The 17,458-nt window shown below is 58.4% G+C and carries 17 protein-coding genes; 1 reads left to right on the top strand and 16 read right to left on the bottom strand.

All coding sequences use genetic code 11. From position 1 onward, the window contains the following. Window positions 1-42: 42 nt before the first annotated feature. The 14 genes from hflX to PNAP_RS09340 form a co-directional block, all read right to left on the bottom strand. Window positions 43-1,194: a GTPase HflX gene (hflX, locus tag PNAP_RS09405; protein ID WP_011801269.1), complete on the bottom strand. Its 1,152-nt coding sequence runs from the start codon at window positions 1,192-1,194 to the stop codon at window positions 43-45. A gap of 17 nt (window positions 1,195-1,211) precedes the next feature. Next, window positions 1,212-1,463, bottom strand: a complete 252-nt coding sequence (gene hfq, locus PNAP_RS09400) for an RNA chaperone Hfq (RefSeq protein ID WP_041377142.1) — start codon at window positions 1,461-1,463, stop codon at window positions 1,212-1,214. Window positions 1,464-1,537: 74 nt separating this feature from the next. Continuing rightward, the gene (gene der / locus PNAP_RS09395) at window positions 1,538-2,875 is read right to left on the bottom strand and encodes a ribosome biogenesis GTPase Der (RefSeq protein WP_011801267.1); all 1,338 of its coding nucleotides are present in this window, start codon (window positions 2,873-2,875) and stop codon (window positions 1,538-1,540) included. Between the two features lie 34 nt (window positions 2,876-2,909). Further along, a complete protein-coding gene (gene bamB / locus PNAP_RS09390) occupies window positions 2,910-4,055 on the bottom strand; it encodes an outer membrane protein assembly factor BamB (protein ID WP_011801266.1) in 1,146 nt (381 codons plus the stop codon). Next, window positions 4,052-4,744, bottom strand: coding sequence for a YfgM family protein (locus PNAP_RS09385; RefSeq protein WP_011801265.1), 693 nt, complete (start codon window positions 4,742-4,744; stop codon window positions 4,052-4,054). The genes bamB and PNAP_RS09385 overlap by 4 nt, the downstream gene beginning before the upstream one ends. A 68-nt stretch (window positions 4,745-4,812) precedes the next feature. Beyond that, window positions 4,813-6,132 carry a histidine--tRNA ligase gene (gene hisS, locus PNAP_RS09380; RefSeq protein WP_041377141.1) on the bottom strand — a complete coding sequence of 440 codons (1,320 nt, stop codon included), beginning with the start codon at window positions 6,130-6,132 and terminating at the stop codon, window positions 4,813-4,815. Between the two features lie 56 nt (window positions 6,133-6,188). After that, window positions 6,189-7,463 (bottom strand): flavodoxin-dependent (E)-4-hydroxy-3-methylbut-2-enyl-diphosphate synthase, encoded by a 1,275-nt coding sequence (gene ispG, locus PNAP_RS09375; protein WP_011801263.1) that lies wholly within the window; start codon window positions 7,461-7,463, stop codon window positions 6,189-6,191. After that, window positions 7,463-8,410 (bottom strand): helix-turn-helix domain-containing protein, encoded by a 948-nt coding sequence (locus PNAP_RS09370; RefSeq protein ID WP_049763659.1) that lies wholly within the window; start codon window positions 8,408-8,410, stop codon window positions 7,463-7,465. Before PNAP_RS09370 ends, ispG begins: the two co-directional genes overlap by 1 nt. Further along, window positions 8,403-9,209 (bottom strand): type IV pilus biogenesis/stability protein PilW, encoded by an 807-nt coding sequence (pilW, locus tag PNAP_RS09365; protein WP_011801261.1) that lies wholly within the window; start codon window positions 9,207-9,209, stop codon window positions 8,403-8,405. The genes PNAP_RS09370 and pilW overlap by 8 nt, the downstream gene beginning before the upstream one ends. Next, a complete protein-coding gene (rlmN, locus tag PNAP_RS09360; RefSeq protein ID WP_011801260.1) occupies window positions 9,206-10,354 on the bottom strand; it encodes a 23S rRNA (adenine(2503)-C(2))-methyltransferase RlmN in 1,149 nt (382 codons plus the stop codon). Before rlmN ends, pilW begins: the two co-directional genes overlap by 4 nt. Before the next feature lie 79 nt (window positions 10,355-10,433). Then, window positions 10,434-10,859, bottom strand: coding sequence for a nucleoside-diphosphate kinase (gene ndk / locus PNAP_RS09355; RefSeq protein WP_011801259.1), 426 nt, complete (start codon window positions 10,857-10,859; stop codon window positions 10,434-10,436). A gap of 128 nt (window positions 10,860-10,987) precedes the next feature. After that, a complete protein-coding gene (locus PNAP_RS09350) occupies window positions 10,988-12,571 on the bottom strand; it encodes a pseudouridine synthase (protein WP_011801258.1) in 1,584 nt (527 codons plus the stop codon). A gap of 38 nt (window positions 12,572-12,609) precedes the next feature. Then, complete coding sequence (scpB, locus tag PNAP_RS09345) at window positions 12,610-13,275, bottom strand: SMC-Scp complex subunit ScpB (RefSeq protein WP_011801257.1); 666 nt, start codon at window positions 13,273-13,275, stop codon at window positions 12,610-12,612. A gap of 103 nt (window positions 13,276-13,378) precedes the next feature. Beyond that, window positions 13,379-14,413: an RluA family pseudouridine synthase gene (locus PNAP_RS09340; protein ID WP_011801256.1), complete on the bottom strand. Its 1,035-nt coding sequence runs from the start codon at window positions 14,411-14,413 to the stop codon at window positions 13,379-13,381. 17 nt (window positions 14,414-14,430) lie between these two features. On the opposite strand from PNAP_RS09340, the gene PNAP_RS09335 reads away from it, so the two are divergent. Then, window positions 14,431-15,255 (top strand): outer membrane protein assembly factor BamD, encoded by an 825-nt coding sequence (locus PNAP_RS09335; protein ID WP_011801255.1) that lies wholly within the window; start codon window positions 14,431-14,433, stop codon window positions 15,253-15,255. Here the strand turns inward: PNAP_RS09335 and PNAP_RS09330 are convergent. Next, complete coding sequence (locus PNAP_RS09330; protein WP_011801254.1) at window positions 15,218-17,224, bottom strand: ATP-dependent DNA helicase; 2,007 nt, start codon at window positions 17,222-17,224, stop codon at window positions 15,218-15,220. The two genes, PNAP_RS09335 and PNAP_RS09330, sit on opposite strands and share 38 nt — an antisense overlap. Then, a complete protein-coding gene (locus PNAP_RS25615; protein WP_011801253.1) occupies window positions 17,224-17,427 on the bottom strand; it encodes a DUF465 domain-containing protein in 204 nt (67 codons plus the stop codon). Before PNAP_RS25615 ends, PNAP_RS09330 begins: the two co-directional genes overlap by 1 nt. Window positions 17,428-17,458 lie beyond the last annotated feature (31 nt).

Raw genomic sequence — 17,458 nt, 5'->3', positions numbered from 1 at the left:
ACACCGACATTGTGCCTAACGAAATTGCCAGGTCGGGCAATATCATTGGGGTGCTTGGGGAATATCGCTGGCCTGTACGCTCACAGCCTGAGCCGCCAGCAACTCGCGAAGCAAATTCAGGCCTTCGCCTGTTTTAGCACTCACAAACACGCGTTCGACACTGCGGCTGGATCCTTCAAAAGCATCCCTGAGTTCAAACCGGTCTTTCAGATGCAGGGGCAAGCTGCCATTTTCAATGGCATCGAGCTTGTTGAACACCAGTATTTGCGGCACATCGGCGGCACCGATCTCGGACAGCACGCGTTGCACCTGCTCAATCTGCTCCAGATAGTCAGGATTGGAGCCATCAACCACATGCAGCAGCAAGTCGGCATCAACGGCTTCCTTCAAGGTTGCAGCAAAAGCATCAATCAGCCCATGCGGCAGATCGCGAATAAAGCCGACTGTATCCGACAGCGATGCAGAGCGACCCGCCTCGCCGAGATAAAGCTGGCGTGTGGTGGTGTCCAGCGTTGCAAAAAGCTGGTCCGCCGTATAGGCACTGGCCTTGACCAGGGCATTGAACAGGGTTGATTTTCCGGCGTTGGTGTAACCGACGAGAGAAATCGAGAGTGCGTTGCGCCGCTCGCGCTGCTTTCGCTGCGTTTGGCGCTGTTTTTTGACTTTGGTCAGGCGTTCCTTGGTGCGCTTGATGGCATCGCCAATCATGCGCTTGTCAAGCTCGATCTGCTTTTCGCCCGGACCGCCGCGAACACCGGCGCCACCTGTTTGCCGCTCCAGGTGGGACCAGCGCCGAACCAGTCGTGTTGACACATACTGCAAGCGCGCCAGTTCGACCTGAAGCTTGCCTTCATGGCTGCGGGCGCGCTGGGCAAAAATCTCCAGGATCAGCAGCGTCCGGTCGTTGACCGGCATTTCAAGATGCCGTTCAAGATTGCGCTGCTGGGCCGGGCTGAGTGACTGGTCGAACAAAACCTCAGTGGCGCCCGTATCGAGCGCCAGCATCTTGATTTCATCAGCCTTGCCCGAGCCAATAAACAATGCCGCATCCGGAGCCTTGCGTTTGCAGGTGATGCGCGCCACAGGCTCCAAGCCCGCGGTTTGCGCCAGCAAACCGAGTTCCTGCAGATTTGTATCAAAGTTGGGAAGGCCCAGATCGACCCCCACCAGAAGGGCGAGTGCTTGTGTTTTCACCAAAGCGTCGTACGTACTCAGCTGGTTGGTGATTCTTCAGACTCGGCCGTCGAAAAATTCACAGCGCGGCCAGGAACGATGGTGGAAATCGCATGTTTGTAAACCATCTGCGTGACGGTATTGCGAAGCAGAACCACGTATTGATCGAAGGATTCGATCTGGCCCTGCAATTTGATCCCATTGACGAGATAAATCGAAACAGGAACATGCTCGCGACGCAAGGTGTTGAGAAATGGATCCTGCAAGAGCTGGCCTTTGTTATTGCTCACGATATTTTCCGTGTTCAAAAGTTAATAGAACTTGACCATACCACACCCGTTTGGGTGGGTTTGTAGTGCAAAGCCTATTCCTTGTCCTTAAAAGGATTAACAGAGCTTTTCAGCTGGATTCGCAGGGGGGTTCCGACCAGATCGAACTCCTTGCGAATTCGGCCTTCGAGGTAACGCTTGTAAGACTCGGTCACATGGTCCAGCGAGTTGCCATGGATGATGACGATGGGCGGATTCATGCCGCCTTGGTGGGCGTAGCGCAGCTTGGGACGGAAGACACCCGAACGCTGCGGCTGCTGGAATTGCACCGCTTCCATCAGCAGGCGGGTCAGCACCGGCGTGGACATCTTGCGGTTGGCCGAGGCGTGTGCCTGAATAATCGATTTCCAGACCGGCCCCAGGCCCTGGCGTTTGATGGCCGAAATATGATGAATGGATGCGAACTTCAGAAAACCCAGCCGGGTTTCAATGGAGCGCTGCAACAGTTCGCGCTGGTAAGCGTCCACCGCATCCCATTTGTTGACCGCCAGCACCACAGCCCGGCCGCTTTCAAGGATGTAGCCGGCGATGTGCGCATCCTGGTCCGTCACGCCTTGCGTGGCGTCCAGCAGGAGCAGCACGACGTTGGCATTTTCAATGGCTTGCAGGGTTTTGACGACCGAGAATTTCTCAATGGCCTCGAAAACCTTGCCCTTGCGGCGCAGACCTGCGGTATCAATCAGTTCGAACTTCTGCCCGGCATGCTCAAACGGTACCGAGATGGCGTCACGGGTGGTTCCGGGCAAGTCAAACGCGACCAGGCGCTCCTCGCCCAGCCAGGTATTGATCAGCGTTGATTTTCCGACGTTGGGGCGGCCTGCTACAGCCAGCTTGATGACCGCCGGATCTTCCTGCTCGGTCTCTTCTGCCGGATCAGGCAAATTGAGCGGTGCCAGCGCCAAGTCCACCAGCATGCGCATGCCTTGTCCGTGGGACGCGGAAACGGCCAGCATCTCGCCCAACCCAAGTTCAAAAAACTCGGATACCTGCGTGCCTTCAGGCAGGCCCTCGGCCTTGTTGGCTGCCAGCACCGTCGGTTTTCCGAGCTTGCGCAGGTAGTTGGCAATGTCATAGTCCTGCGCGCTGATGCCAGCGCGCGCATCGACCACAAAAATAACCACATCGGATTCGGCGACGGCCTGGCGGGTCTGCCTCGCCATTTCCTTGTAAATGCCGGTGACGGCATCGGGCTCGAAGCCGCCGGTATCGATCACGATGTACTCGTGGGGACCGAGCTTGCCGTTGCCGTAATGACGATCACGCGTCAGCCCGGCAAAGTCGGCCACGATCGCATCCCGCGTCTTGGTCAGCCGGTTAAAAAGTGTTGACTTGCCCACATTCGGGCGGCCAACTAACGCAATGACAGGTTTCATCAAAAGAGTAAATCAGTTTCTGGCAAGGATGCCGTTATTCGGGCTGGAAGCCATAAATGCCGCCGTTACGGGTGACGGCGACCAGGGTATTGCCCGCCAGCACCGGGGCAGCGGAAATTGCCGAGCCGTCGGTGCTCAGGCGATTGAGCAGGGAGCCATCTTCACGCGACAGCAAATGGATAAATCCGGTGGCATCGCCAATCACGACAGAGCGGCCGGCCACCAGCGGCGCGGTCAACCCCCGATAACGCAGCCGCTCACTGGACCAGACACGTTCGCCATCGGTGCGCTTCCAGGCCATGACGGTGCCGTCGGCTTCGGTGCCAAACAACAGACGATCATCACCCTGAATGCCCTGCACGCCGTTGGCAGGCTTGGTCCACAACACGCTGCCACGCGCAGTGTTGACGCAGCCAATGCTGGCCTGAAAAGCCCGTACGCAGACACTGTCACCGACGCGGCTGACGCTTCCGACCAGATCAACCAGCCGCTCAACGTCGTTGATGCCGCGCGGCGTGGCAATCGGCGCTTCCCATTGAATGCTGCCATCCGCAGGGTTCATGCCTGCCAGCCGCCCGGCCAGACCAACGACCAGGGTGTCGCCAACGGCCAGCATGACACCGGACTGGCGCAGGACCAGCGGTTCACTGGAACGCTGCTGGGTCCACAGCTTGCGGCCGGTCTGGCCATCAAAGGCATTCACCGAACGGTCCGCAGCGAGAACAAACACCCGCTCGCCCGCAACAAACGGAGCCGTGAACGCTTGGGCATTGAGCTTTTGGCGCCACAGTTCGCGCCCAGCCTGCATGGCAACGACTTCGTTCGCTTTCGTGACGACGGCAAGCACTTTTCCATCGCTTCCAACGCCGGCAGCGATGGGTGTCTTCAGCGCCATGCGCCAGATGTCGCGGCCAGTTTGTGCATCGATCAGCGCCACGGTGCCGTCGTCGCTGGCAACGCCGACGCTGTTGCCGGAAACGCTCGCATCCAGCGGAAAACTGACCTGGCCCATGCGGTTGCTCCAGCTTTGGCGAACCGAGACCAGGGCGGTCACCGGCTGGAGTTCCGTGGGCTGGGGCTTTTTCACGCCGCCAAAACAACCGGCCAACATTGCTACACTAATGATAGCTAGAGGCGCCCGTACAGAAAGCGCAAATGACCAAAAAGACTGTTTTTTCATTTATTCGCTCCGGCATTTTCGGCAGTTGCAAGCTTGACCTGCCCGGCAGCGGGATCAACACCCAGCGCATTGAGCTTGACCTCGACCAGGCGCCGGTATTCGGCACGCTCGTCAAGCGCCTTGTAGGCTTTTTCGTACTCGGCCTTGGCTTCGGTTTTCTTGCCTTGCGCCATCAGGATGTCACCGCGCCGGTCAGCAACCAGGCCTGAAAAATCTTTCGGAAAGGCGCCCGACACCTGCTGCAGCGCTTCGTCATACGCTTTCTTTTCAAGCAGGATTCCGGCAAGGCGCAGTTTGGCCACCGCCTGGTAGCCCGGATCGGCTGCTTTGTCGGCAACCCACGTCAGGGCGGCACGGGCGGCATCGACATTGCCTTTGTCGTAGTGAGCCTTGGCGGCCAGAAGTCCGGCTTGCTGGGCGTAAGCGGTACTGCCGAAACGCTCTTTCATGTCAGCCAGCGCACGGTCAATTCTTGCAGTTTCACCCGACTGCACGGCGCGCTCGATCTCGTCAAACATCACCGACGCCTGGGCCGCCTGACTGCGCTGCCAGTACTGGTAGCCGTTCCAGGCGGCAAAGGCCCCCAAAACGACAATCAAAGCCCAGGTAATCAGGTTGCCATACTGCTTCCAGAAATGCTTGAGTTCGTCAAGCTGTTCCTGTTCTTCCAAATCGAGGTGTTGTGCCATAAATCTCTGGTAGTTCTACCCGTGACGGGTGGATTGAATCGATTGATTGTAGAGTGCCCAACGGGCGCTCAAACCGCCGTATCAGGGCAAAGCATGTGCGCCCATGCGGCCACATCGTTCAGCGGTTGAAGTGTCTGGGCCTGTGCAGATCCGGCTTTCTCGCTGCGCAGGGGTTTGACGGCAACGCGGCCTTCTGCCAGTTCGTCAGCACCAAAAATCAGCGCAAACCGCGCGCCGCTGCCATCGGCCCGCTTGAATTGCGACTTCATGCTGCCCATGCCTTCCGGTGTGGCGCTGGCGTGCATCTGTACGCTGATTCCCGCTGCGCGCAAGGCCTGAAGCGTTTGCAGCACGACCGGAAGCGCAGAGGCTTCGGGGATGACCGCATACGCATCCGGCACTGGATGCTCGACGAGGGCGCCCTGCTCCTTGATGAGTTCGAGTACCCGCTCGACGCCCAGGGCCCAGCCCACGGCCGGGGCCGGCTTGCCACCCATCTGCTCGATCAGGTAGTCATAGCGCCCCCCCGCGCAAATGGTTCCCTGCGCGCCCAATCGGTCGGTCACGAACTCGAACACCGTGAGGTTGTAATAGTCCAGCCCGCGCACCAGTCGATGGTTGAGCGTCCAGGGAATGCTGTTGGCATCCAGAATAGCTTTGAGCCCTTCAAAATGCGCCAGCGACTGGGAACCCAGAAAATCGATGAGACGTGGCGCGCTTTCGACCACGGCTTTCATGGCCGGATTTTTGGTATCGAGAATGCGCAGCGGGTTGCTGTGCAAGCGCCTCCTGGCCTCTTCGTCCAGGGCATCGGCATGCTGTTCAAAATGAGCGATCAACTGGGCACGGTGCTGGGCGCGCTCTTCAGGCTGGCCCAGGCTGTTGATTTCCAGGCGCCAGTCCGTCAGGCCCAGTTCTTTCCAGAGCGCGGCGGCCAGCAGGATCAACTCGGCATCCACTTCGGGACCCGCAAAGCCCAGGGCTTCGGCACCGATCTGGTGGAACTGCCGATAGCGGCCACGCTGGGGCCGCTCGCGGCGGAACATCGGACCCATGTAATAGAGGCGTTTGCCTCCGTCATAGAGCAGGTTGTGCTCGGTGACGGCCCTGACCACGCTGGCGGTATTTTCAGGCCGCATGGTCAGGTGATCATGGTCGCCATGCTTGTCGGAGCGGTCCTCGAAAGAATACATCTCCTTCTCGACAATGTCGGTGACCTCGCCGATGCCGCGTACAAACAGCTGCGTGTGCTCCAGGATGGGCGTGCGAATGTTGCGGTAGGCATAACGCCCCATCAGGCCACGAACCTTGTCCTCTAGCCACTCCCAGCGCGCCGAGTCCGGCGGCAGGATGTCGTTCATGCCCTTGACGGCAGCGAGTTTTTCAATTTTGACCGGCGCGGATTTTCCTGCCCGGTCGGCAGTCATTTTTTCAGGCATGTGGTTCAGGAAGCTTGGGCGACGGCGTGCGCGCCAAAGCGTTTTTCAATGTAGTTTTCAACGATGACCTGGAACTCCTGCGCGATGTTGTCGCCGCGCAGGGTCAGTCTTTTTTCGCCATCAATAAATACCGGCGCCGCTGGCGCTTCGCCTGAGCCGGGCAGGCTGATGCCGATGTCAGCATGCTTGCTTTCACCCGGACCATTGACGATGCAGCCCATCACGGCGACCCGCAGGCCCTCGACGCCCGGATACTGTTCGCGCCAGACCGGCATCTGCGCGCGCAGGAAATCGTCAATCTGCTTGGCTAGTTCCTGGAACGTGGTGCTGGTGGTGCGGCCGCAGCCGGGGCATGCCGTCACGCTGGGTACAAATGTCCGCAAGCCCAGGGCCTGCAGGATTTCGGAAGCGATGACCACTTCCTGTGTGCGGGCCTCGCCCGGCTGGGGCGTCAAGGAGACACGAATGGTGTCTCCGATACCTTCCTGCAGCAAAATCGAGAGCGCCGTGGCCGATGCCACCGTGCCCTTGGTGCCCATGCCCGCCTCGGTCAGGCCCAGGTGAAGCGCGTGATCGGTCCGTTTGGCCAGTTCGCGGTACACGGAAATCAGATCCTGGACGCCGCTGACCTTGCACGACAGGATGATCTGGTCGCGGCGCATTCCCATGTCTTCGGCGCGCTGGGCAGAATCAATGGCAGAGGTAATCAAGGCTTCATACATCACCTGCCGTGCATCCCAGGGCGCGCTACGCGCACTGTTTTCATCCATCAGGCTGGCAAGCAGCTCCTGGTCGAGGCTGCCCCAGTTCACACCGATACGAACGACCTTGTTCCAGCGCAGGGCCGCCTCAATCATCTGGCCGAACTGCGTATCGCGCTTGTTGCCCTTGCCCACGTTGCCGGGGTTGATGCGGTACTTGGACAGCGCCTGGGCGCAGGCGGGGTAATCGGTCAGCAGGCGATGGCCGTTGTAGTGAAAGTCGCCAATCAGCGGCACATCAATTCCCATGCGGTCGAGTTGCTCACGCACATAGGGAACGGCTGCTGCGGCCTCAGGCGTGTTGACCGTGATGCGAACCATTTCTGATCCGGCCAAGGCAAGCTCCTTGACCTGAATGGCCGTGCCAATCGCATCCACGGTGTCGGTATTGGTCATGGACTGGACGCGCACCGGCGCATCGCCACCGACGGTAACCACCCGCGAACCCCAGACAACCCGGGACTGCAGCGAATGATGCGCTTTGGGAAAAGCGGACTCAATGGGAAGACAGGTTTGCACTATTTCACCTCGAAACGGGCAACATTGTTCTTGGTGACGCTGGTCAGATCAAAATCCTGACCACGCACCTGAACCTGCATTAGGTTAGCACGGCTCACCACCACAGTCAGCGGCGGCGCTCCCGATACGCTGGCAGACTCGCCAGCGCGAAACGCACGGTCCATGACCACCACGCCTTTGGCGTCAGTCACTTTTATCCTGGATGCGCCTTTTGCACTGAAAGTGATTGCAGCATCGGGATTGACATCTACAGCGCCTGCGGATGAAAGTGTATTCGTCGGAATTGCTGGAACTGCTACATCGGCAGGAACCATGCTGCCCAAAGACGGATTTGGAGTCATTCCGGATGCTTCATTGCCTGCGGATACCGGGGTTGTCACGGTTGTTGTGACGGACGCTGGCTCAACAAGCTGGGTTGGGTTGGCCGCATCCTGCCCCCCTTGCCGGTGTCTTGCAATTTCCTGCTGGATGGAGGGCAGAAAGATCAGGACCAGTGCACCCAGCAGCAAGGCAAGGCCCACCAGAACAGCTGGCCGTGAAATATGGGCCCATAGAGGCGCAGCATGCCTGCCGCTGCGGGCACGGAATGGCGCATTGATGCCCCTATTTTGGGAAGTCACCTTGAAAGCGCTAATGGCGGGAAGCCGATGCAGTACAGGTGCTGGATCAAGCTTCAGGATGCGGCACATGCTGGAAGCCAGCGCACGCGCAAATACAGGGTCAGGCAACAGGTCAAGTCGATCCTGCTCAAGCGCCTGCAATTTATGGAGCGGAACCTTCAGCAACGCCGCCAGCGTAGCAATGTCCAGACCCTGGGATTGCCTGGCCTCACGAAGCAACGCACCGGCAGTATCCTGCTGACCCGCCGCGCCCGCGTTCAATTGAGCACCCGAATCAATCACTGCCGCGCCAGGTTGCGCATGCTGCACGGCTTCATCCTTACTCATTGAATGAGCCCTTTTCATAAGCGGCAGCCTCGGGAGACTGCTCAAAGCGTTTTTTCAGCTGACTGGCCAATTGCACCACGGCTTCCTGATTGTTGAGTTTTCGTTCGGTTTTGATACCCAGCCAGAGCGTCTGGGCATTGGCCAGTTCGCTGTTGTTCAGGCGGCGGATATAAAACTGGGCACGCGTCAAATCACCGCGCGCATACAGCAGCCTGGACAGGTTGTAGCCCGTCACCGGATTGCCGGCATCCAGCTCGTAGGAATGCATCAGGCTTTGTTCAGCCTCGCTCAGTTGTCCCGCATTCACCTGGCACACACCCAGCGCCATCAGGGTTTTGGCTTTTCCGGTGTAGGTCGGATTGGCAGCAGCCTGGGCAAACAGCTTGAACGACTCGGCATAGCGGGACTGCTGGCACAGCAGCCAGCCGTAGTTGTGGGCCACGCCGGCATCGCGCGAATTGAGGGCCAGCGCACGGCGAAAGCTGTCCTCTGCCAGCGGAATGTCGTTGAGCCGCATATAGACCAGCCCGCGCAGGTTATAGGCATCGACAAAATTCGGGTCGGTGGCCAGCGACTGCTTGATTTCATCCAGGGCAACTTTGGTCTGGCCCTGTTCAAAATAGCCGGTTGCAAGCTCAACCCTCAACCGCGCGCGGCGGCGCTGATCGGTTTCATCAGAATCGGTGATCAGGTCAGTCCTGTTACCCAACCCTTCAGCCGTTTGCTGATTCGCGCAGCCTGCAAGCAGCACAGCCCCCCAGCAGGCGGACATCCAGAACCGACGCAAACCACTTCTCATGCCGTATCCCCGTTGACAACCACCACCTTGATGCCGCCCAGCATGCCCTGGCGCTGCGCAGCCATGCGCTGGTCCACACTGGTGCGATCCTGCACATCGCCAGCCAACTGGCCGCAAGCCGCATCAATGTCGTCGCCCCGGGTTTTACGCACGGTGGTGATGATGCCCGCATCCATCAGGATTTTGGCAAACGCCATGACCTGCGGCATGTCTGAACGCAGCAGTCCGGAAGCCGGAAAGGGGTTAAAGGGAATCAAATTGAATTTGCACGACAAACCGTTGGCGGCATGGGTCTTCATTAGCGCCACCAGCTGGCGCGCATGCTCGGGCTGGTCGTTAACGCCATCAAGCATGCAGTATTCAAAAGTGATGAAGTCGCGGGGCGCTGCCGACTGATACCGGGTGCAGGCTTCCAGTAGTTCGGCAATCGGGTATTTTTTATTCAGCGGCACCAGGTTGCTGCGCAGCGCATCTTGGGGCGCATGCAGCGAGACGGCAAGCGCTACCGGACAGTCCTTGGCCAGCCTGTCGATCATTGGTACGACGCCGGATGTGGATACCGTGACCCGGCGCCGCGACAAGCCATAGCCGTGGTCATTGAGCATGACCTTGAGCGCTGGCAGCAGTTGGGAATAATTTTGCAGCGGCTCACCCATGCCCATCATGACCACATTGGAAATGACGCGCTCGTTCCGGCCCAGATGCTTGCGCAGGAAATGCTCGGCAAACCATAACTGGGAAATGATTTCGCCCGTGGTCAGATTGCGGCTGAAGCCCTGGTGGCCCGTCGAGCAAAACCGGCAGCCCACGGCGCAACCCGCCTGGGATGAAATGCAGAGTGTTCCGCGGTCGGTTTCGGGGATAAAAACAGTTTCGATGACGTCGCCCGCGCCGACATCAAACAGCCATTTGATGGTGCCATCAGCCGACTCGTGGCGGGATACAACATTGAGTCCCTGAATGTGGGCCGAGACGGCCAGCTTTTCGCGCAGCGACTTTGCCAGATCAGTCATCTGTTCAAAATCGGAAGCGCCTTTCTGGTGAATCCAGCGAAACAGCTGGGTCGCCCGAAAGCGCTTCTGGCCAAGCTGTTCGCAAAAGGCAGCCAAGCCTTCCAGATCAAAGTCGAGAAGGTTGGTTGTCATCGCAGCGCGCGATACGTTGAATCGCCCCACACAAGCGACGACCCGGACAAGGGGTGGCAAAGCATGGGGACCGGCCTCATTAACGCGAGTAAACGTTCATGCCCGCAAAGAAGAAAGCGATTTCTTCCCTGGCGGTTTCGACAGCGTCGGAGCCATGAACGGCATTGGCATCGATGCTGTCGGCGAAGTCGGCGCGAATGGTGCCGGCATCAGCTTTCTTCGGGTCGGTCGCGCCCATTAGGTCACGATTTTTCAGCACAGCGCCTTCGCCTTCCAGCGCCTGGATCATCACCGGGCCGGAAATCATGAACGAGACCAGATCCTTGAAGAAAGGACGCTCTTTGTGCACGGCATAAAAAGCTTCCGCCTCGCCTTGCGACAGGTGGGTCATCTTGGCGGCGACGACCTTCAGGCCGGCGGCTTCAAAACGTGCGTAGATTTGGCCAATCACGTTTTTGGCGACTGCGTCAGGTTTGATGATGGAGAGTGTGCGTTCGATGGCCATGAATTTTCCTTGGGACGAGAGTTATTGGATTTTTAAATTATTCAAGGACTGAATAAAGCCTATGATTTTAACCCGCCGGCTTACCCCCCTTCGAGAGCAACCCTGCGAAATGGAGTACTTAAGCGTCCTTAGCGATTTCCGCCCCGATTGCCGCCACCACGGTTTCCACCTGTATTGCCACCATTGCGGCGCGGGCCACCACTGGTTCCGCCAAAACCGCCTGCATTGCCGCCCCCGCCCCCACGACGCTGGCCCTGGTCCTGCCGCTGCCGGGTGAAGGTATCGGCACCGATATAACCAAATGAGGTTTTCATGGGGTCGGGCTGGGAGCCGCCAGCCGATTTATCGCTGCGTGGGTTACGGTCATCGCGTCGCTTTTGACCTTGCGGGCCGCCAGCACCGGCTTGTCCAAAACGCGCACCCGGGCCAGAATTGCCCCCTTGACTGCGGCCCCGCGGGCCGGCCCCGCCACCGGCATTACGCCGGTTGCCTCGCGGTGCTGAATCTGTTCGGTTCATTGGCGGCTGCGAATCATCCAATGGCTGCTGGACACCACTTTGCCCTGCGTCAAGATTGCGTGGCCGTCCAGCGCCACTGCGGGGACGCTCGTTCCTGCGGGGGCCACGTCGCTGTTGAACACCCCCCTCCCCCTCGGACTGACCCGGACCTGCAGCTTCGCCTCGCGGATCAGGCCGTGATTCAGAGCGGCTGACCGCGCTGGTCAGCGCATGGATATCGTTCTCGTCGAGTTCGACAAACGCACCCCGCTTGAGGCCGCGCGGCAGCACCATGGCGCCATAGCGAATACGGATGAGGCGACTCACGGCATGGCCCACCGCTTCAAACATGCGACGTACCTCGCGGTTGCGTCCTTCTGAAATCGTAACCCGGTACCAGCAGTTGGCGCCTTCGCCGCCACCGGCTTCAATCGAGCCGAACTGCGCCACGCCATCGTCGAGGGTCACGCCGTCAAGCAGGCGTTTTTTCTCTTCATTGTTCAGCGCACCAAGCACCCGCACGGCATATTCGCGTTCCAGTCCGAAGCGCGGGTGCATCAGCTTGTTGGCCAACTCACCGGAACTGGTCAAGAGCAATAGGCCTTCGGTATTCAAATCCAGCCGCCCGACTGACTGCCACTTGCCCTGAAAGAGCTTGGGCAGGCGCCGGAACACGGTCGGGCGATTTTGCGGATCGTCGTGCGTGACCACTTCGCCGGCAGGCTTGTGATAGGCAATCACGCGGGGCGGCGGCGGATCGATCTGGACGCGGATGGGCTTGCCATTGACCTTGACGGTGTCGCCAAACTGGATGCGCTGACCGATGTGGGCGGGCTCGGCATTGACGGAAATTCGCCCTTCGAGAATCAGTTGCTCCATTTCAAGTCGCGAACCCAGTCCGGCCTGAGCCAGCACTTTGTGAAGCTTGGGGGTTTCCGGCTGTGGCGACAGCACGCGCTTGGGCAAATCAAGCGCCACATCGTCTTCGTCGGCATCGAACTGCCCAGTGATCACATCTTCAAAGCGAATGGTGGCGGGCACCTGTTTCGAGCCAGGCCGCCGTGCAGTGGCCTGCGATGGGGAAACCTTGCCACGCCCATCACTCGCTATCAAATCAGGAGCTAACTGTGCTGGTGGGTCGTGCGGTACAACCTTATTTGATTCATATTCTGGCATTGGCGGGGCTTCGCTGGCAGGGTTGTCTTGTGGTTTCATGCTTTTACATTCGTTCGTGTGGATAGCTGGCGTACGGATTACTGCGGGTCAGGTGGAGAACTCTTGCCGGCATCCGACGCCAAGTCCCCGAAAATTATTGGAGCGTGCAACTCCGGCTCTATCACGGCAGATGCACTGTCAGGCACTTCAAGCATGCCCAGTTCGAACTGCTCAAGTTTTGCAAGCTGTGCCGGTGTACTGTCCATTGCCGGCAGCCCGGCCAGGGACTCGACACCCAAGTCATCAAGAAACTGGCGCGTCGTTGCGTAAAGCGCCGGCCGGCCAACGGTTTCCCGGTGACCGATCACCTCGATCCAGCCACGATCCTCCAGTTGCTTCAAAAGCAGGCTGTTGATCGTGACCCCGCGAATGTCTTCCATGTCGCCCCGCGTCACGGGTTGCCGGTAAGCAATGATGGCCAGAGTTTCAAGAGTAGCCCTGCTGTAGCGAGGCGGTTTTTCTGGCTGAAGCCGATTTAGGTGCTCGCGCATCTCTGGACGGCTTTGAAAGCGCCAGCCACTTGCCACATGTACCAACTCCACACCACGATCTGACCAGTCATTCTGCAAATCCGCAAGCACCAGTTTGAGACTATCGGCAGCGAGACCCCCGTTCAACAAAACACTTAAATCACGCAAGGCAAGCGGTTGCTGCGCACAAATAAGGGCTGTTTCGAGGATGCGCTTCGCATCCGTCGTATTCATGATTGGTCGTTCCGAAAAAGGCGGGAAAAGCGCTATTGTCAGCGCGTTGTATCCATGCTGGCTCTTCCCTGATCAGGGGCGCCATGTTGCAGGTAGCAGAAAACTACAGGGCCTGATTGTATCTCAGGCCAAAACCGGCAATAGCCATCTCCAAATCAGGCGGCGGCAGCGACTTGAATTCCATCGCGGCACCCGTCACCGGATGCGCGAACGCCAGACGGCAGGCATGCAGTGCCTGGCGCTGCAAGCTACCCGCAACGGCACCGCCATAGACCTCGTCCGAGACCAGCGGGTGACCCAGAAATGCCATATGAACCCGAATCTGGTGGGTGCGACCTGTGTGCAGCTTGCATTTGACCAGGCAATGCTTTTCGGCATTGTCGAGCAGCGAAATTACCGTAGAAGCAGCTTTGCCTGAATTTTTCTCCAGGTCAACCACCGCCATGCGCAGCCTGTTGCGGGGATCTCGGCCAATCGGCGCTTCGACCTGGCGGGTTTTGGCGCCCTCCCACGTACCATGGGCCAATGCGATGTATTCGCGGCTGACGGTACGGGCCGCAATCATGCTGACAAGCTGATCCATCGTCTGTCGCTGGCGCGCCACGACCATCAGGCCGCTGGTGTCCTTGTCAAGGCGATGCACGATGCCGGCACGCGGCATGAAAGACGCCTGCGGGTCATGCGCCAGCAAGCCGTTGAGCAGCGTGCCGCTCCAGTTGCCGGGCGCTGGATGCACCACCAGCCCTGCAGGCTTGTTGACGACTATCAGGTGGCGGTCTTCATAAACAATGTCCAGCGCCATCTCCTCAGGTTTGAAGGCTTGGCTTTGAGGCGTGGGCCGCAACTCGATGGTCAGTTCATCGCCAGCCTTGACCTTTGCAGAGGTCTTGATGGCTTTAAGGCCCTTGACCAGCACGCCCCCGTCCTCGATCAATTGCTGAAGGTAACTGCGTGAGAACTCGGGCACCAGACCAGCCAGGGCCTTGTCGAGGCGACAGCCATGGCTTTCAACGGGAACGCTGACATGCCGCAATTCCACTTCCGCAGTGGTTTCTGCCTCATCCTGCGAATCGTCTGCCAGCGAATTGGCATCAACACGGCCCGATATAATAAATTTGCTCAATTCTGAATCAGTCATCAAGAAGGTCGATTGCTATGTTTTCCACCAAATTATCGGTTGTTCCGAAAGCATCGCCGCTTGTAGCCGCCGTTTGCGCATTGGTCGTTGTTGTGTCCGGCTGCTCAAGCACTCCGGCGCCCGACAAGACTGCAACATGGAGTCCGAACAAAATTTACGCCGAAGCCAAGGATGAAGCGGGCTCCGGCGCCTATGACAAGGCGATTCCTCTTTACGAAAAGCTCGAAGGCCGCGCAGCCGGAACGCCTCTGGCGCAGCAAGCGCAACTCGACAAGGCGTATGCCCAGTATAAAGGGGGCGAACAGGCCCAGGCGCTCGCGACGCTGAACAGGTTCATGAAACTTCACCCAGCCAGCCCGGCCATGGACTATGCCCTTTACCTGAAAGGGCTGGTGAACTTCAATGACAACCTGGGCATCTTTGGATCCATTTCGCGCCAGGATCTGTCCGAGCGTGACCAGAATGCGGCGAAAGAATCCTTTGAATCATTCAAGGAACTGGTGGCGCGGTTTCCTGATTCGCGCTATGCGCCCGATGCACGCTTGCGCATGAACTACATTGTCAATTCACTGGCAAAGTCCGAAGTTCATGTCGCCCGCTATTACTATTCGCGCGGGGCTTACGTGGCGGCCATCAACCGTGCGCAAAGTGCCATTGCCGACTATCGCGACGTTCCAGCGCTTGAAGAAGCCACCTTCATTCTCTACAAATCTTATGATGCCCTCGGCATGACCGAGTTGCGTGATGACATGCGCCGCATCATGGACAAGAGCTATCCGCAAAGCCAGTACATGAGCAAAGGCTTCAGGACTGCGGACAATCCGTGGTACAAGTTCTGGTAAGACTACCCAGTCTGGCCATCAAGGCCTGCTCCGATTCGAGTCTTTGCATGGGCGGCAATGCCTTGATAAGCCGCCTTCCATAACCCATGGAAACCAGGCGACTGTCACAGACCACCAGAACGCCTTGATCGGTTTCCCTGCGGATCAGACGGCCGGCACCCTGTCTAAGTGCTACTGCGGCTTCTGGCAGGAAATAATTGGTAAAGGGACTGCGTCCTTGCGATTCCAGCAGCTTTGCCCTGGCTTCAGCCAGAGGGTCGTTGGGTGGAGGAAAAGGCAGTTTGTCAATAATAACCAGTTGCAGCGCATCGCCCGGAACGTCAATACCCTCCCAAAACGATGCCGACGCAACCAGGACGCAGCCTTTTCCACCCAGCGAATCGCCTTCGCGAAAACGTTCAATCAGGGCGCGTTTGGGCATGCCGCCCTGCACCAGAACCTGCAAGTCTCCTGACTGATCAAAAGCCGCCTGCAGTGCTTCTCCAATCGCCCGCAATGCACGCAAGGTGGTTGTCAGCACCATGGTCCGTCCGCCCAGCTGACGCGACCAGACTGCCGCGCATTCGGCTACCTTTGTGCTATGGAGCGGGTCTCCCGGCTTGGGAAAGCTGGGCGGCACATACAGCGCGGCCTGGCGTTCATAATCGAAAGGACTTCCAACCCGCAGCACATCAGCGTCTTCAAGACCACAAGGCTGGGTAAACCAGCTGAGTTTTTCATCATCACCCAGCGTGGCTGACGTGAAAATCCAGGTTTTTTCGCTCTCACCTGACACACCCAGCATTTTGCTTTTTACCGCCCTTGAAATATCCAGCGGCGACTCAACCAGACGCAACTGCATTCCCACGTCGAGCCAACGTACAAAGCCGGGTTCGCAGACATTGACGAAGGTCTCCACTCGCTCTGCCAGTTGAGCTGCGCGCTCATGGAGCCGGACAAAATCTGGTGCAATTTCGCTGACCGTGTCGAGCGCTGCGCAAGCCTGCAGACAAGATGCATGGACAGCCTCCAGGGCATGTTGCCAATCATTGGCAGGCAGGCCTTCTGGAATCTCACCAGTCCAGCGCAGCCTGGTTCCAGGATAGTGCTTGCCAGCGCAAAGACGCAATTCACGCGCAGCTCTTTCTATGGCAACAACGATTTCCTGCCAGTCAACCAACCCACGGGCCAGTTGCAGCCCGGCTGCCAGCATGTCCCGGGAAAAATCCAGCAACTGGCCGGTCGTCAGGTTGCTGCCTAGAAACTGCACGCCGGTTTCGTTCAATTGATGTGCTTCATCAAAAATGGCAATCCGCACCGAAGGCAGCAACTCGGCCACGCCGGATTCGCGAACGGCCAAGTCGGCAAAAAAAAGATGATGATTTATGACAACGACATCGGCGGCCATCGCCTCTCGACGGGCCAGGTTGACATGGCAAGCTCGAAACCGCGGACATTGCAAGCCCAGGCAATTGTCCCTTGTCGAGGTCACCAGGGGAATCATGGGCGAACGCTCATCAAGGCCAGGAAGTTCTGCAAGATCACCTGTTCTTGTCACCTGTGACCATTGCTCCACTCTTGCCAGCGAACGTACTGATACGCCCTCTGGCAGACAAGTTTCCTGTCGCGCCATTTCCATGCGATGCAGGCATAAATAGCTGCCACGGCCTTTGAGCAGGGCCGTTCGCACCGGCAACTCAAGCGCTTCAACCAGGCGAGGCAAATCACGACCGAAAAGCTGGTCTTGCAATGCCTTGGTTGCAGTTGACAGCAGGATGCGCTCGCCGCTCAACAGGGCTGGAACCAGATAGGAAAAGGTTTTACCCACGCCAGTACTGGCTTCCACGACCAGAGAACGCCTGTCTTCAATGGCATGTGTCACCGCCAGTGCCATCTCTTTCTGGCCGCTGCGTGGAACAAAGTGTTCGGTCGCCCGCGAAAGGATACCTCCGGGAGAAAAAGCCTCGTCAACTTCAAACGCAAGATTCATCAGGCAGGCTCAGGAGGGGTCAAGGACGATTCGAGACGCGATATTCGGTCGCGAAGCTGGAGGCGGCGTTTTTTCAACCGCTTGAGCAGCAACTCGTCGATGTTCGGCGCATGTACAGCCTTGTCAACGAGGGCATTGAGGTCTGCATGTTCGATTTTGAGCTCTATCAGCAGACGCTGCGAGGAATGATGATTTAAGATCAAAAGATTTTTCCGTATAGGCTGCCGTGATAAT

This window comes from Polaromonas naphthalenivorans CJ2 (genome assembly GCF_000015505.1).
GTDB lineage: Bacteria > Pseudomonadota > Gammaproteobacteria > Burkholderiales > Burkholderiaceae_C > Polaromonas > Polaromonas naphthalenivorans.
The sequence above is the reverse complement of the archived record's forward strand: the minus strand, read 5'-3'. Positions and strand labels throughout refer to the sequence as shown.